The sequence below is a fragment of the Desulfuromonas sp. KJ2020 genome (assembly GCF_024197615.1).
Lineage (GTDB): Bacteria > Desulfobacterota > Desulfuromonadia > Desulfuromonadales > SZUA-540 > SZUA-540.
The window spans coordinates 635,185-650,864 of the sequence record NZ_JAKUKE010000003.1 but is presented as its reverse complement, the minus strand read 5'-3'; the positions used below and the strand labels follow the sequence as shown (position 1 = coordinate 650,864).

The following is a 15,680-nucleotide window of genomic DNA, read 5'->3' as shown; positions in this document are numbered from 1 at the left end:
ACCGCTTCCTTCTTCCTTTCCAGCCTCGCAGCTTGCGTCAGTGGGATTGGTCCGGCCCTAGCCCAGCAGCAGCTTGGAGATGACCACCCGCTGCACCTCGTTGGTTCCCTCGTAGATTTCGGTGATCTTGGCATCGCGGTACATGCGCTCCACCTCGTAGTCGCAGATGTAGCCGTAGCCGCCGTGGATCTGGATGGCTTCCTTGGTCACGTAGGTAGCCGTCTCGGACGCGTGCATCTTGCACATGGCCGATTCCATGGTGTAGTTCTTGCCGGCATCCTTGAGACAGGCCGCCTTATAGGTCAGCAGTTTGCTGGTTTCGATGCGCGTCTTCATGTCGGCCAGCTTGAACTGGATGGCCTGAAACTCGCAGATAGCCTGACCGAACTGCTTGCGTTCCTTGGAATAGGCCAGGGCCCGCTCGAAGGCGCCCTCGGCAATGCCCAGAGCCTGGGAGGCGATGCCGATGCGGCCGCCGTTGAGGGTGTCCATGGCGACGTTGAACCCCTTGCCTTCCTGCCCCAGCAGGTTTTCGACCGGGATGCGGACGTTGTCGAAGGCAAAGGCGGTGGTGTAGCTGCCGCGGATACCCATCTTGTTCTCGTTCTTGAGGATGGAGACCCCCGGTGTTTCGAGATCGATGATAAAGGCGGAGATCCCCTTGTGCTTGAGGCTGCGGTCATGGGAAGCGAGCAGCACGCCAGTGCCCAGATAGCCGCCGTTGGTGATGAAGGTCTTGCTGCCGTTGATGACGAATTCATCCCCCTCGCGCCGGTACATGGTGGCAGTGCCGCCGGCGTCGCTGCCGGCATCGGGCTCGGTCAGCAGGAAACAGCCGATCTTTTCGCCCGTGTTGAGGGCCGGCAGCCACTTCTGTTTCTGCTCCTCGGTACCGAAGGTGTAGATCGGTCCGGAGCAGAGGGAGGTGTGGGCCGAAATGAGCACGCCGCTGGAACCGCAGGCTTTGGAGACCTCTTCCACCACGATGGCGTAGGAGAGCATGTCCATGCCGGCGCCGCCGTACTCTTCCGGCAGGTAGCTGCCGAGCAGGCCCATCTCGCCGATCTGTTTCACCAGAGCGTCAGGAATGGCGTGATCCTCGTCGATTTTCGCGGCCAACGGCTTGATCTCCTTGTTGACGAAATCCCGTACGCTGTCCTGCAGCACCCGGTGATCCTGTGAAAGTTCAAAATTCATGACGTCCCTCCCTCATCTCAATAAAATGGCTTACTTCCCCTTGAATACCGCTTGGCGCTTTTCCACGAAGGCGCCCATCCCCTCTTTCTGATCCTCCGTGGCGAAGAGCACCCCGAAGAGGGAGGCCTCGTAGCGGAAGCCGTCCTCCTTGCCCATGTTGAGCCCGTTGACGATGGCGTTCTTGGCATAGGCGACGCCGAGAGTACCGACGGCGGCAATAGCCGCTGCCGTCTCCATTGCCTTGGCCAGCAGTTCCTCGGGTGCGAAGACCTCGTTGACGATCCCCCAGGTACAGGCTTTTGACGCCTCGATCATGCGGCCGCTGAAAATGAGTTCACTGGCCCGGGCCGAGCCGATACGCCGGGCCAGGTTCTGGGTGCCGCCGAAGCCGGGGATAATACCGAGGGTGACCTCGGGAAAGCCGAGCCGGGCTTTTTCCGAGGCATAGATGAAGTCGCAGGCCAGGGCCAGTTCAAGGCCGCCGCCGAGAGCGTAGCCGTTGACGGCAGCGATGACCGGCTTGCGCATCTTTTCCATCGTCAGCATGACCCGCTGCCCCTTGAGGCCGAACTGCTGCCCCTCGAAGGCGTTCATGGCGGCCATTTCCTTGATATCGGCGCCGGCCACGAAGGCCTTGTCGCCGGCGCCGGTGAGCACCACCACCTTGACGGCATCGTCGCGATCCAGCTCATAGAGGGCGCCTTCAAGCTCGCTCAAGACCGTGCTGTTGAGGGCATTGAGGGTCTTGGGGCTGTTGATGGTCAGCAGGGCGATTCCGTCGTTTTTCTCGATCAGCAGCAGGCTGGTGTCCATGATCGTCTCCCTTGACTTAGTAGGTGTAGAATCCGCGGCCCGATTTGCGTCCCATATAGCCGGCGTTGACCATCTTCACCAGCAGCGGGCAGGGGCGGTACTTGGGGTCCTTGAAGCCGTCGTAAAGGACATTGGCGATCGCCAGCACCGTATCGAGACCGATAAAATCGGCCAGGGTCAGCGGCCCCATCGGCTGATTGGTGCCGAGCTTCATCCCCTTGTCGATGTCCTCCACCGTGGCGATCCCCTCATAGAGGGCGAACACCGCTTCGTTGATCATGGGGATGAGCACCCGGTTGACGATAAAGCCGGGGTAGTCCTGGGAAACGGCCATCTCCTTCTCCAGTTTCTGCACCAGGGCCGCCGTCACCTCGAAGGTCTCGTCGCTGGTAGCGTGGCCGCGAATGACCTCCACCAGCTTCATCACCGGCACCGGATTCATAAAATGCATGCCGATGACCTTCTCGGGCCGGCCGGTGACGGCCGCGATCTTGGTGATGGGGATGGACGAGGTGTTGGAAGCGAGAAAGGCTTCGGGCTTGACGATGCCGTCGAGCTTACGGAAGATCTCCAGCTTGAGGGGCTCGTTCTCGGTGACGGCCTCGACGGCGAAATCGACTGCCGCCAGGTCTTCCATCTTTTGCGTGGTCCGGATGCGGCCGAGGGATTCGGCCACCAGGCTGTCGGCAATGGCGCCTTTTTTCGCCTGGCGCTCCAGGTTCTGCCGTATGGTGGCCACCGCCTTGTCAAGCTGGGCCTGGGCGATGTCGTACAGCACCACCTCGTATCCGAACTGGGCAAAAACGTGGGCGATGCCGTTGCCCATCTGTCCCGCCCCCAGTACGCCAACCGTTTTAATCATGTGCGTGTTCCTCCCTAGACGATGCGTTCAAAGATGACAGCCACGGCCTCACCGCCGCCGATGCACAACGTCGCCAGCCCATAGCGCTGCTGACGCTTTTCGAGTTCCCGGATGAGGGTCGTCGCCAGACGGGCGCCGCTGGCGCCGATGGGGTGCCCGATGGCGCAGGCGCCGCCATGGACGTTGACCTTATCGAGGGGAATGTTGTGGGCCTTGATGGCCAGCAGGGCCACCGAAGCGAAGGCTTCGTTGATTTCGAAGAGATCGATATCGGCCACCGACAGGCCGGCCTTGGCGCAGACCTTGGCGATGGCGCCGATGGGGGCTTCGGGGAACTGGTCGGGATGGCGACTCTCGGTAGCCTGGGCCAGGATCCGGGCCCGCGGCTTCAACTGGTGCCGCTTGAGTCCCTCTTCACCGGCCAGCAGCAGCATGGCGGCGCCGTCGTTGATGGTGGAGGCGTTGCCGGCGGTGATGGTGCCGTCCTTTTTGAAGACGGCCCGCAACCCGGTCAGGCGGTCGAAATCCACCTTGAAGGGTTCCTCGTCCTGCTCGATGACCGTTTCTCCCCCCCTGCCCTTTTTGACCACGGGGACGATCTCTTCGGCGAAGACCCCGCCCTCAACAGCGGCCTGGGCCAGTCGGTAGGAGCGCAGCGCCAGTTCGTCCTGCTCCTGACGGCTCAGACCGTGGCGCTCCACGCTCGCTTCGCCGATCTCCCCCATGTGGCGACCGGTGTAGGGATCGGTGAGGCCGTCAAAGACCATCAGATCGATCAGCTCGCCGTTCCCCATGCGATACCCGGCGCGGGCTTTGCCGAGCACATAAGGGGCCAGGGACATGCTCTCCATGCCGCCGGCCACCACGACCTGCGACTCGCCGAGCCGGATGGAATCGGCCCCGAGCATGACCGCCTTCAGCCCGCTGCCGCAGACCTTGTTGATGGTCAGGGCGGCGGCCGTATCGGGAATACCCGCCCCGCGCATGGCCTGACGGGCCGGGGCCTGACCGCAGCCGCCACCGAGAACCTGGCCGACGATGACCTCGTCGACCGCCTCCGGCGCCAGGGACGCCGCCTGCAGCACGCCTTTCATGGCAGTCGTCCCCAAAGACGCCGCCGGCACATCGGCCAGGCCCCCTCCGAAGGAGCCGAAAGGGGTTCTTTTGGCCTCGACCACATAAACATCAGCACTCATGGATGCCACCTCCTGAAAAAATTTACCGTGATCATAGTTTGCATTTACGTGCATGTCAATTAAAAATAAAACTCTTTTTTATTTTATTCAAAAAACCAAAAAAACCGGCCCGCCATGGACGCGAAAAAAAAGGGAAATTCGCGTCCATGGCCAGGCCCGAGGGGTTGCCTTATCAATCTAAAGATAAGTAATGGCGTCTGGAATATCGGTGAGTTTCACCCCTCCGGCGGCCGTGACAACGAAGGTGTTCTCGATGCCGACCACCCCCTTGCCCGGCATGACAAACTTCGGTTCTATTGCGATGACATACCCCTCCTGCAGGGGCACCTTAAAGCCCTGAGCGACGACCGGAAACTCGTCGAGCTCCAGGCCGACCCCATGGCCAACGAAGCGGGCCTGCTCGCCGGGCATACCCATGAAGCAGTCGCCCAGCCCCGCCCCTTCCGCCATCTCGGCCGCTTGCAGGAAAAGCTCCTCGCAGACCGCGCCCGGCTTGAGAGAGCGCTGCAGAAAATCCTGAATGGCCAGAGACGTCGCAAAGGCGTGCTTGAGCTCGTCGTCAAGATCGCCGAGAACGAAGATACGCGTCATGTCGGTGATATAGCCTTCGAAGACGCCGGTGTAGTCGAGGAGGATGGGAACATTTTTCTCGATGAGGTCCAGCGAGGCCCCGTGGGGCGAGGCGTTGGACAGCCCCCTGCCGGTGACGGCCCCGTCGAAAAAGCCGTAGCTGGGGCCACCGGCCGACACCGCCAGTCCCTGAAAGAGTTCCTGGTTGAAAGCGCGCATGCGCACGTAGCCTTCGTTGCCCGTCTTGCGCAGACGGCATTCGAATTCGGCCGACAGGTCGAGCTCGCGCATCCCCGCCCGCAGGAACTCGGGCACCTGGGTAAAGACCGAACTGAGGCTGGCGCCGCTGCGCCGCAGCAGCTCGACCTCAAAGGGGGTCTTCACCGAGCGCACCTCGCGATTGAGGGGAGAGATGTCGACGAATTCCCGCCCGGCCAGCAGTTTGGTGTAGAAGTTGAGCTGCTGCACCGGCAGAACGTCATAGGTCAGCCCGAGCTTGACGGCTTCGGCCGGCAGCACGGCGGCGAAGTCACGGCTGGAGGGAAAGGGACGGATATCGGGCAGAGGGCTTTCCTGCCGAGCCCGCGCCAGGCTCTTGCGTACCAGGAGCACCGGCGTCCCTTCCACCGGCATCCACAGGGTGGCGTTCTGACGTGTACCGCTGAAGTAGTAGACGTCGATGGGGTAGATGAAGAGGGCGCCGTCGAGTTCTTTCTTTTTCAGCAGCGCCTGCATGGCGGTTGTGCGCTGCTGCAATTCGGTCAGGTCGATCATGGTGGTATTCTCCTATCCGTTGGCAGGCCAGGTGTCGAAGTAGGCGATATCCTTCAGCTCCTTGCGGGGGCGTGGCTTCGGCTCCTGATCCGGTACTCCCAGGGGGGTAAAGCCGACCACGCGCAGGGGCTCGGGGATAGCCAGGGCCTGTTTGATTTTGGCTTCGTCGTACCACCCCATCCAGCAGGTGCCCAGGCCGAGGGCGTGGGCGGCCAGGCAGAGGTGTTCAAAGGCGATGGCCGCATCGGCCACGTAGTAGGGGATGCCGTTTTCCACGTCCGATTCGCGTGGATCCGCACAGACCAGGATGGTCACCGGGGCGGCGGCAACCGCCTTCTTGCCGGGGTTGTCGTCGGGAATGGCCTCGAGCAGGGCCGCCCGTCGGGCCGGGTCCCGCAGGACCAGAAAGCGCCAGCACTGCATGTTCTTCCAGGACGGCGCCAGCCGGGCCGCGTCGAGGATCTGCTCGATCTGCTCCGGCGCGACGGGGATGTCCTTGTACTTGCGGATGCTGCGGCGGTCGCGAATGACCTCAAAAATGTCCATGCTGTTCTCCTTTTGGCAAAACGGTACTTTTTTTGGGGGCCGTAGCCCCCAAAGTAGTCCTACATATTGCGCCGGTAGCGCCCGCCGACCTCGAAAAGGGCCTGGGTGATCTGGCCGAGGGAGGCGACCTTGACCGTCTCCATCATCTCCTCGAAAATATTGCCACCGGCCACGGCCACGTCTTTCAGGCGCTCCAGCGCTGCCGGCGCCACCTCCCGGTGCTTCTTCTGGAAGGCCCGCAGGTTGGCGATCTGCCGCTCCTTTTCTTCGGGGGTTGCCCGCGCCAGCTCACCGGGGATCTCGTAGCCCTCTTCATCGGCGCGAGCGTTGAGGAAGGTATTGACGCCGACAATGGGCAGGTCACCATTGTGCTTCTTGTGTTCGTAGAGCATCGATTCGTCCTGAATCTTGCTGCGCTGATACTGGGTCTCCATGGCCCCGAGTACCCCGCCGCGATGATCGAGCCGCTCGAACTCCAGCATGACCGCCTCTTCCACCAGATCGGTCAGCTCCTCGATGATGAAAGAGCCCTGCACGGGATTCTCGTTCTTGGTCAGGCCGAACTCCTTGGAGATGATCATCTGGATGGCCATGGCCCGCCGCACCGACTCCTCCGTCGGCGTCGTCACCGCCTCGTCGTAGGCGTTGGTGTGCAGGGAGTTGCAGTTGTCGTAGATGGCGATGAGGGCCTGCAGGGTCGTGCGGATGTCGTTGAAGTCCATCTCCTGGGCGTGCAGGGAGCGCCCCGAAGTCTGAATGTGGTATTTCAGCTTCTGGCTGCGTTCATTGGCGCCGTACTTCTCCCGCATGGTCACGGCCCAGATGCGCCGTGCCACCCGGCCGATGACCGAATACTCCGGGTCGAGACCGTTGCTGAAGAAGAAAGAGAGGTTGGGGGCGAACTCGTCGATGTGCATCCCCCGCGACAGATAGTACTCGACGTAGGTGAAGCCGTTGGACAGGGTCAGGGCCAGCTGGGTGATGGGGTTGGCCCCCGCCTCGGCAATGTGATAGCCGCTGATGGAGACGGAGTAGTAGTTGCGCACCTTCTGGTCGATGAAGTACTGCTGCATGTCCCCCATGATCTTGAGAGCGAAGTCGATGGAGAAGAGGCAGGTATTCTGGCCCTGGTCTTCCTTGAGGATGTCGGCCTGCACGGTGCCGCGCACGTTCTGCAGGGTGGCGTCTTTGAGCTGCGCCATCTCGTCCGCAGTCGGCTGCCGCCCCTGCTCTGTCACGAATTTCTCGACCTGCTGGTCGATGGCCACGTTGAAGAACATAGCCAGCATGGCCGGGGCCGGGCCGTTGATGGTCATGGAGACGCTGGTCGAGGGCGCGCACAGGTCGAAGCCGTCGAAAAGTTTGCGCATGTCCTCGACATTGCAGATGGAGACCCCGCTCTCACCCACCTTGCCGTAGATATCCGGCGGCGTGTCGGGGTCGGCCCCGTAGAGGGTGACGCTGTCGAAAGCGGTGGAGAGCCGCTTGGCGCCGTCGTCCTGGCAGAGATAGTGGAAGCGCCGGTTGGTGCGCTCGGGGCTCCCCTCCCCGGCGAACTGGCGCTTGGGATCCTCTTCAGCCCGCTTGAAGGGGAAGACGCCGGCCGTGTAGGGGAAGTAGCCCGGCAGGTTCTCCAGCATGAGCCAGCGCAGGATGTCGCCCTGGTCGGTGTAGCGCGGCAGGCTGACCCGCGGGATGCGGGTGCCCGAGAGGCTGGTGCTGTAAAGTTCGGTGCGGATTTCCCGGTCGCGCACCCGGGTGACCAGCGCGTCCTGTCGGTAGGCCTGCTTCAGCTCGTCCCAGCACTCCAGCAGCTGGCGCGGCTCCTCATGCAGCCGGGCTTCCGTCTTCTGGATCAGCCCGGCCACCTCTTCGGCCGCCGCCAGCCCTTCCGGCAGCTGGGCCAGGGTCGCTTTGAGCTGGCCGAGGGTGCGGGCCACCTCACTTTGCTGCGCGACGTTCTGGCGATAGCCTCGCACGGTCTGGACGATCTCCCCGAGATAATGAATACGGTCGGCGGGGATTACCGTCTTGCTCAGGCTGTCGCCGTCGACAACCTGCAGCTTCGACCGCCAGTCCAGTTGACGCTTTTCATTGAGCTGCTCCAGCAGGGCCAGGTAGAGGACGGAGACGCCGGGATCGTTGAACTGGGAGGCGATGGTGCCATAGACGGGAATGGCCTCGTCCGGGACCTCGAACTGATTGCGGTTGCGCCGCACCTGCTTCTTGACGTTGCGCAGGGCGTCTTCCGAGCCTTTGCGTTCGAACTTGTTGATGGCGATCAGATCGGCGAAATCGAGCATGTCGATCTTCTCCAGCTGGGTCGGCGCCCCGAACTCGGAGGTCATCACGTAGAGCGAAAGATCGCAGATGGGCACCACGGAAGCATCGCCCTGGCCGATGCCGGAGGTCTCGACGATGACGAGGTCGAAGCCGGAGGCGCGCACCACGTCGAGAGCATCCTGGATGGCCAGGGACAACTCGGAGCGCGAATCGCGCGTGGCCAGCGAGCGCATGTAGACGCGCTTGCCGGCGATGGAGTTCATGCGGATACGATCCCCCAGCAACGCCCCTCCCGTGCGCTGCCGGGACGGATCGACGGCGAGGATGGCGACGCTCTTGTCGGGAAAGTCCCGCAAAAAACGCAGCACCAGCTCATCACACAGCGAGCTCTTGCCGGCGCCGCCGGTGCCTGTCACTCCCACCACCGGTACCGCACGCACCCTGCTCTTGACCTGATCCCGCAGCCGAGCATAACCGCCTTCACTGCCGGCATGGACCGAGTCTTCGGCCAGGGAAATAATGGTGTTGATGGCCCGGATGTCCTGAGCGGCCAGCTTCTGCAATTCCTCGTCGGGATCGCGCGTCAGACTGAAATCGCACTGCTGCAGCATGAAGTTGATCATCCCCTGCAGTCCCAGGCGGCGACCGTCTTCCGGCGAAAAGATCTTGGTCACCCCGTAGGCCTCGATTTCCTGGGCTTCCTCGGGGATGATGACGCCGCCGCCGCCGCCGAAGACCTTGATGTGACCGGCGCCGCGCTCCCGCAGCAGATCCATGGTGTACTTGAAGAATTCGACATGGCCGCCCTGGTAGCTGCTGATATTGATGCCGTGGGCATCCTCCTGAATGGCGGCCGTGACGATCTCGTCGACGGAACGGTTATGGCCCAGATGGATCACCTCGGCCCCGGAAGCCTGCAGCAGGCGACGAACGATATTGATGGAAACGTCGTGGCCGTCGAAGAGACTGGTGGCGGTCACGAAACGCAGTTTATGCTGGCTCTTGTAGGGCTCTATCCGGTTGTGCATGGTCCCCTCCTTTTGGTCGCAAATCAAATCAGTCAGATCAGTCCTGCAGGGTAAATTCCCAGGCGCACCAGAAATCCTCCGGATGCGGGTCGGGCGGACAGGCGAGGCACCGGGTGGTCAGGCGCGGATCGATGGTTTTGGCGAACTCCCCGTACTCGACCAGGCCCACCGACTTGCAGGGATGATCCGGCAGTCCCTTGCGTTTGCGGGCCGACTGCACACGGCAGTCAAGCATGCGGAACACCACCCGGGTCTCTGTCTGCTCGATGCATTCCTGCAGGTTCAGGCGGGCATAGAAGCGGTGCTTGAGACACTCCACCAGGGCGGGGATGCCGCCACCCGGCTGCAGACCGAGCCGTTCCATGATGCGCCTGGCTTCAATGACGGTGAAATAACGCCAGGCTTCGATATCGGCCTCCACCGCCACCTCCATACCGTAGCGTCGTTCGATGGCCTGAAACCAGAGGCCGTCATGGGCCAGCCAGTTCTTGGCGTCATCGACAATGATTTTCACCAGGTCTTCCTTGCTCAGGTTGTACAGCAGGCGGATACCCTCATCGCCTGCCCGGGCCGCGCTTGACATAAGCTGTCTCCTTTTAGTTTTCAGGGATGCGTACCACCAGCACCGGGATCGTGCTTTCCTGCACCATCTTCTGGGCCGTGCTGCCGATCAGGGCCCGGAACAGACAGGTATGTCCGTGGGTGCCCATGACGATCAGGTCGCACGCCTCTTTTTTCGATTGGGCGATAATGGCCTCCACCGGCATGCCGGCGGTGACATGGATGCCCTCCACCAGCTTGGTGAACAGGCACTCCTCCACATTCTCCTTTTTGCTGTAGAGCGTAAGCTGCGCCTTGATTTTCTCCGTCAGCTTGTTCTTGGCCGTGGCGAAGTCGACGGAACGCATCTGGATATTGCGGTTGTTGGTGAGTTTTTCATAGACATTGATGATCGATATCTTGGCTCCATGACTCAGCGCCAGGCTCACGGCATAGCCGAAGGCGTAGTTGGCGTTGGAAGAAAGATCCGTGGCATAGAGTATTTTTTTGATTTTCGGTGTCATCGGCGGGTCCCTTTCGTGGTCCTGTGCATTCCGGTATTCAGCCAATAAGCGCGGGGAGGAACGTCACGATAGCGGGGAAGACATACATGATGGCCATCCCCAGGACAAAAAGTCCCACCATCGGCCAGGCTCCCGCATAGACGTCGTCCAGGGTCAGTTCCGGCATGGCCCCCTTAAGGGCGAAGATCGTGTAGCCGAAGGGAGGGGTCAGGCTCCCCAGGGTCAGGTTGATGAGAAAGAGCATCCAGAACCAGACGGGATCGAAGTTGTAGACCTGCAGCAGGGGGTCGTAGATCGGGATGGCCACCAGCATGACGGCGAAGAGGTCGACGAACATGCAGAGGATGAAGGGGACCAGCATCAGCACGATAAAGGTTCCCACCAGGGGCAGGTCCAGTTCGGAAGCCATCCGGACCAGGCCGCTCGATGCACCGGTGAAGGACAGCAGCTGACCGAAGAGCATGGAGCTGGCCATGATGACCAGGATCATGGTGCTCACCGAGCAGGTGCCCAGCACCGCCTCGTAGAGCATTTTGAAAGAAAGCTTGCGGAAAACCGCCGCCGCCAGCATGGCGCCGAGTACCCCGGTGGCTGCCGATTCTGTCGGCGTCACGATCCCCATGAGAATGAGCCCCATGACCGAGAAGATGACGATGAGAAACGGCAGGGTGCGGGCCAGGGCAGTGAAGAACTCGCGGGGGCTCACCTTCTCGCGGACGCCACGATCGCCGGCCGGCTCCAGATTCGGGTTGCGCAGCAGACGGATATAGACGTAGATGACCATGATGACCGCCATCATGATGCCCGGCACGATGCCGGCGATGAGCAGCTTGGCGATGGAGACATCCACCATGGAGCCGACCATGATGACCAGCAGGCTCGGCGGGATGATGGGAGCCAGGCTGGCGCCGCCGAGGATCGCGCTGATGGACAGGCGGGTATCGTAGCCCCGCGCGTCCATGGTCGGCATCACCGAGCGTCCCAGCATGGCGGCCACCGCCACCGCCGAACCGCTCAGGGCACCGAAGACCGTGGACAGGGAGGTGACGAGGACGTAGTTGCGCCCGCGCACGTTGCCGACCATCTTATCGATGGAATCGATGAGAATCTCCACCGCATTGGAGCGAAAAAGGATTTCCCCCATGAGAATAAAGAGGGGAATGGCCATCAGCGATTCCTGGGTGATGGTCTGGTAGATGCTGTTGGCAAACATGCCGAAACCGCTGCTGCCGAACAGCAGGAAGACGCCGGCGACGTTCACCACCAGGAAGGCGACAAAGACCGGCATCCCGATGGCGAACAAGGTCAGCAGCACGACAATGGCAATCGATAAGGTGACGCCCCAATCCATGAGATCTCTCCTATACTTCGCCAGGGGGGTTGGGTTTGAAGCCTTCACGCAGAAACTGGAACCCGCTCAGCAGAAAACCCAGGGGGATGACCGAAGATATCCACCATTTGGGAATCGGGTTGACCCACATGGTCGCAATGCCGCGCTGAAACTGGCGAAAGGACTCCAGGCCGGCAATGATGAAAACGGCGATACACACCAGAAAACCGAGGAAAGCGATGCCGCGATAAATGAGCAGCTTTCTCTGCTGCGGCAGTTTTTCGATGACAATGGTGATGGCCACGTTGCCGTTGGCCCGAGTGATTTCGGGCAGCGCCAGCATGACGGTCAGGGCAAAGAGCCATTGGTTGACATCACTGGACCAGTTGGTCGGGGCATTGAAGAAATAGCGCATGGAGACCTCGTAGAGAATCAGGGACACCATGCCGGTCAGGGCCAGTCCGCTCAGGACATAACTCGCCCGCGTCAACAGGTCGAGGGTACCGGCCATCCCTTTCAGGATGGCCGGCTGGGAATGGTTCAGACTCCCATTGTTCATCGCGTCATACCTTTTTCGATGGCCAGTTCACGGAACTTGGGGCCGGCGGCGGGCGAAGACTGCTTGGCCATGTCCCAGAGGCCATTGTTCCAGTAGATTTCGACCTGTTCCTTATCCTCGGGGTGCATGTTGGTCACTTTCATGCCCTGGTTCTGCAAAAAGGCGATCTCCTCCTCGATCAGATTGTTGAAGAATTCCAGGCTGTCGAGTTCGGTCTTCTTGCCGGCCTCGTCGATCCAGCGCTGCTGTTCCGGCGGCAGCGAGTTGTACTTATCCAGGTTCATGGCGATCATCATGGAGATCGAACCGAAGGTCGGGCGCACCATGTAGTTGGCCACTTCCTGCCATTTGAAATCCTTGACCCCGACCAGGGTCCAGGCCGCGCCGTCGATGACGCCGCGCTGCAGGGAGGTGTAGACGTCACCGCCGGCCATGGTCACCGGCGAGCCGCCAAGGGCCAGGATGGTGTTCTGCAGGCTCGGGTTGCTGCGCATCTTCAGGCCGGCCAGGCTCGGCTTGTTGCCGCTCAAGGGATTGCGCGTAATAAAATGGTAGGGGGCGACGGGAGGCAGGGCGACGAGTTTGACGCCGAGTTTGTTGTACTCCTTGTCCAGAAAGTCAAAGAGGCCCGACTCACGGCGCTTGGTCGGATCGGCCAGGGTGGCGTCCATGCCGACGCCGACGCTGATGGTGCCGGCGTGGTAGGTGGCGTGGGTGAAGGACAGATCAAAGATGCCGGCCTGCAGGGGCTGGAACTGCTCGAAGGTCGGGATGACATCGGGACCGTGGAAGGCCACCTTCATTTTGCCCCCGGAAATCTCTTCGAGGTTTTGGATCATCTTGGCGGTAGCGCCGACATTGAAGATGAAGTTTTCATGAAAAGCGGACAACATGCGCAGCTGCGCGGCAAAGGTGCTGGACGAAAAAGTCAGAACCATAAAGACCACAGCGATCAATCCCACATACCTGTTTTTTTTCATCGTGACGACTCCATTCTTGGTTGGTGAATCCGCTTGACAAATCCCCATCCCCTCAATCCGAGCGCGATGAGGTCCATTATTCAACCCAATAAGTACGCGTATTTTTTCCGTGTCTGCCGGTCGAAGAGACGGCTCTCCTGCCAGCCGTACATCTCGCCCAGCTCCCGGGCGCAGCGGGAAAGCAGAGGGAGCAGCTCCCCGGCCAGGCGGGCCTCGTTGAAACGGCAGGCAGGCACCGCCACCACCAGGGCCGTCTGCCGCAGTTCATGCTGAGGCGCAAAGACGGCAGAGAGCGTGGCCACATCAGCCAGCAGCGTTTCTTCCGCACCATAGATGCGACAGATGGAGGACTCTTCCAACAGGCGACCACCGGTTACGGGAAACGACGACCCCAGACAGCTGATGGCCCGCACCACCTGCCGGGTTTCGACCACATCGATGAGCATCGCCTCCGCCTCCTTCACCCGGCCCAGGTAGACCGCCTCGCCGGTGGCGGCCCCCAGATCCTCCAGCACGGGGCGCAGCTTCGAGGCCTTGCCCTGATCGGAGAGGATGCCCCGGGCCAGGCTGAATGCCGCCGGTCCCAGGTGATAGTCGCCGGCGCTGTTGCGAACGACAAAATCCTTGGTCTCCAGGGTGTGCAGCATGCGAAAGACCTTGTATTTGCTGGCGCTGGTCATTTTCTCCACAAAGGTCGTCAGCTTCTCGCCCGAAGGCGACACTGTCAGCAGATGGAGGATATCCAGCACGAACTGGACATTCTGCATCTCGTACTTATGGGTGAATTTTCCGGCGCCCGCTGCCATAGTCCTACTCCCAGCTGTCGATCTTCATGGTTCCCTTGGAGGCCAAAGCCTCCTGCATGCGGAAGGCTTTGAAGAGCATGTGGGGCTCGTGGCCGACACCGCGGGCAAAGCAGTCCTTTTCGGCGCGCTCGTAGTATTCGGTCAGAATCGGCCGGTAATCGGGGTGAGCGCACTTGGCGATGATCTCCCGCGCCCTCTCGCGGGGGCAGAGGCCGCGAAGATCGGCCAGACCCTGCTCGGTGACGAGGATGTCGAGATCGTGTTCGGTGTGATCGACGTGGGTGGCGAAGGGAACGACACAGGTGATCCCCGTCGGGTCGGTCTTGGAGGGACGGGTCGACGGGGTATGCATGATGGACAGCGCCGCGTTGCGCAGAAAGTCGCCGGAACCGCCGATGCCGTTGACCATACGGGTGCCGCCCACCAGGGTCGAATTGGCGTGGCCGTAGATATCGAATTCCACCGGGGTGTTCATGGCGATCACCCCCAGACGGCGGATGGGCTCCGGATTGTTGCTCACCTGCATGGGGCGCAGAATGACCTTGCTGGCGTACCTGTCCCAGTTCTGGTAGAAGCGCTCAAAACCCGGCTCCGATAGGGAGAGGGAGGTGGACGAGGCGAAGTCGAGTTTGCCCGAATCGAAAAAGTCGAGCATGGTGTCCTGGATGACCTCGGTCCAGACCTTGAGATTGCTGAAGGGACCATTCACCAGGCCGCCGACCACGGCGTTGGCGATATTGCCGACCCCCGACTGCAGGGGGAGCAGGTTTTTCGGCAAGCGCCCCGCTTTCACTTCGACACCAAAGAAATCGAGGATATTGGCGGCGATGCGCTCGGAAATCTCGTCCGGAGGGCCCAACGGCCGCCCGCGGTCCGGTTTCTGCGATTCGACGATGGCGATGATCTTGTCGTGATCACAGGGGACATGCAGGGTGCCGATGCGATCATCGACGCGGCTGATCAGGTAGGGCTTGCGGTGGGGGGGCTTGTCGAGCATGACGATATCGTGCAGCCCTTCGAAGGAGGGAATGGCCGTATTGATCTCGATGATGAGCTTGTCCGAGTGCTGAATGACCTCCGTCGCCGCGCCGATGGAACCGGCCAGGATGATGCTGCCGTCCTCGGCAATGCCCGAGGCTTCCACCAGACCGAGATCGAAACCGCCTCCCCTGCCCTTGGTGTAGTAGCCGTAACCGAGATCCTGGGCATAGAGTGACAGATGCTTGTCCCCCATGCGCACGGTGCCGTCGTTGACCTGCTTCTGGATTACCTTGCCCGTCTGATAGGGCCAGCGCTTGTCCGTCATCTGCAGAGAAGCCCAGCGGTCCTCCACCTCCTGGCCGATGGACGCGCCGATAAAGAGGTTGAAGCGCATCTTGCCCTGCAGGTTGTTCTGCTCGACATAGTCGGCCAGCGCCAGAGGGACCACCTTCGGGTATCCCACCGGAGTAAACCCCGACCAGCCCAGATCCATGCCGTTCTTGAAAAACGGGATGGTGTCCTCCGGCTGCATGATTCTGGCGTGCAGGCTCTTCTTCCTGATTCGGCTGAGAAATTCCGACATACCCTCCTCCTTTTTGCATTTCCTTTGAATGACATGTCCCCGCCGGCACGGGGTCCCCGACAGAAACGGCCAGAGCCGCCCCCTGTTGTCCTTATTTGTATTTTGCAT

Annotated in this window: 14 protein-coding genes; all 14 read right to left on the bottom strand. The window is 61.2% G+C overall.

Annotated features, from left to right (window positions below; genetic code table 11):
- Positions 1 to 57: 57 nt before the first annotated feature.
- The 14 genes from MJO47_RS11395 to MJO47_RS11330 all read right to left on the bottom strand — a co-directional run bounded on the left by MJO47_RS11395 (position 58) and on the right by MJO47_RS11330 (position 15,572).
- Entirely contained in the window at positions 58 to 1,197 is a 1,140-nt protein-coding gene (locus MJO47_RS11395; protein WP_253961246.1) for an acyl-CoA dehydrogenase, read from the bottom strand.
- Positions 1,198 to 1,227: 30 nt separating this feature from the next.
- On the bottom strand, positions 1,228 to 2,010 hold the full coding sequence (locus MJO47_RS11390) for an enoyl-CoA hydratase/isomerase family protein (RefSeq protein ID WP_253961245.1): 783 nt from the start codon (positions 2,008 to 2,010) through the stop codon (positions 1,228 to 1,230).
- A gap of 16 nt (positions 2,011 to 2,026) precedes the next feature.
- A complete protein-coding gene (locus MJO47_RS11385) occupies positions 2,027 to 2,872 on the bottom strand; it encodes a 3-hydroxybutyryl-CoA dehydrogenase (RefSeq protein WP_253961244.1) in 846 nt (281 codons plus the stop codon).
- A gap of 14 nt (positions 2,873 to 2,886) precedes the next feature.
- Positions 2,887 to 4,068: a thiolase family protein gene (locus MJO47_RS11380; RefSeq protein ID WP_253961243.1), complete on the bottom strand. Its 1,182-nt coding sequence runs from the start codon at positions 4,066 to 4,068 to the stop codon at positions 2,887 to 2,889.
- A 177-nt stretch (positions 4,069 to 4,245) separates the two neighbouring features.
- On the bottom strand, positions 4,246 to 5,412 hold the full coding sequence (locus tag MJO47_RS11375) for a Xaa-Pro peptidase family protein (RefSeq protein ID WP_253961242.1): 1,167 nt from the start codon (positions 5,410 to 5,412) through the stop codon (positions 4,246 to 4,248).
- 12 nt (positions 5,413 to 5,424) lie between these two features.
- Positions 5,425 to 5,958: a nitroreductase family protein gene (locus MJO47_RS11370; RefSeq protein ID WP_253961241.1), complete on the bottom strand. Its 534-nt coding sequence runs from the start codon at positions 5,956 to 5,958 to the stop codon at positions 5,425 to 5,427.
- Positions 5,959 to 6,017: 59 nt separating this feature from the next.
- Complete coding sequence (gene icmF / locus MJO47_RS11365) at positions 6,018 to 9,269, bottom strand: fused isobutyryl-CoA mutase/GTPase IcmF (protein WP_253961240.1); 3,252 nt, start codon at positions 9,267 to 9,269, stop codon at positions 6,018 to 6,020.
- 37 nt (positions 9,270 to 9,306) lie between these two features.
- Positions 9,307 to 9,852: a DUF6125 family protein gene (locus tag MJO47_RS11360; RefSeq protein WP_253961239.1), complete on the bottom strand. Its 546-nt coding sequence runs from the start codon at positions 9,850 to 9,852 to the stop codon at positions 9,307 to 9,309.
- A gap of 13 nt (positions 9,853 to 9,865) precedes the next feature.
- Positions 9,866 to 10,333: a universal stress protein gene (locus MJO47_RS11355; RefSeq protein WP_253961238.1), complete on the bottom strand. Its 468-nt coding sequence runs from the start codon at positions 10,331 to 10,333 to the stop codon at positions 9,866 to 9,868.
- A gap of 37 nt (positions 10,334 to 10,370) precedes the next feature.
- Positions 10,371 to 11,684, bottom strand: a complete 1,314-nt coding sequence (locus MJO47_RS11350) for a TRAP transporter large permease subunit (RefSeq protein WP_253961237.1) — start codon at positions 11,682 to 11,684, stop codon at positions 10,371 to 10,373.
- A gap of 10 nt (positions 11,685 to 11,694) precedes the next feature.
- Positions 11,695 to 12,222 carry a TRAP transporter small permease gene (locus tag MJO47_RS11345; RefSeq protein ID WP_253961236.1) on the bottom strand — a complete coding sequence of 176 codons (528 nt, stop codon included), beginning with the start codon at positions 12,220 to 12,222 and terminating at the stop codon, positions 11,695 to 11,697.
- A complete protein-coding gene (gene dctP / locus MJO47_RS11340) occupies positions 12,219 to 13,202 on the bottom strand; it encodes a TRAP transporter substrate-binding protein DctP (protein WP_253961235.1) in 984 nt (327 codons plus the stop codon). Before dctP ends, MJO47_RS11345 begins: the two co-directional genes overlap by 4 nt.
- A gap of 80 nt (positions 13,203 to 13,282) precedes the next feature.
- Positions 13,283 to 14,008, bottom strand: coding sequence for a hypothetical protein (locus MJO47_RS11335; RefSeq protein WP_253961234.1), 726 nt, complete (start codon positions 14,006 to 14,008; stop codon positions 13,283 to 13,285).
- A gap of 4 nt (positions 14,009 to 14,012) precedes the next feature.
- Positions 14,013 to 15,572 (bottom strand): acetyl-CoA hydrolase/transferase C-terminal domain-containing protein, encoded by a 1,560-nt coding sequence (locus tag MJO47_RS11330; RefSeq protein ID WP_253961233.1) that lies wholly within the window; start codon positions 15,570 to 15,572, stop codon positions 14,013 to 14,015.
- Positions 15,573 to 15,680: the final 108 nt, after the last annotated feature.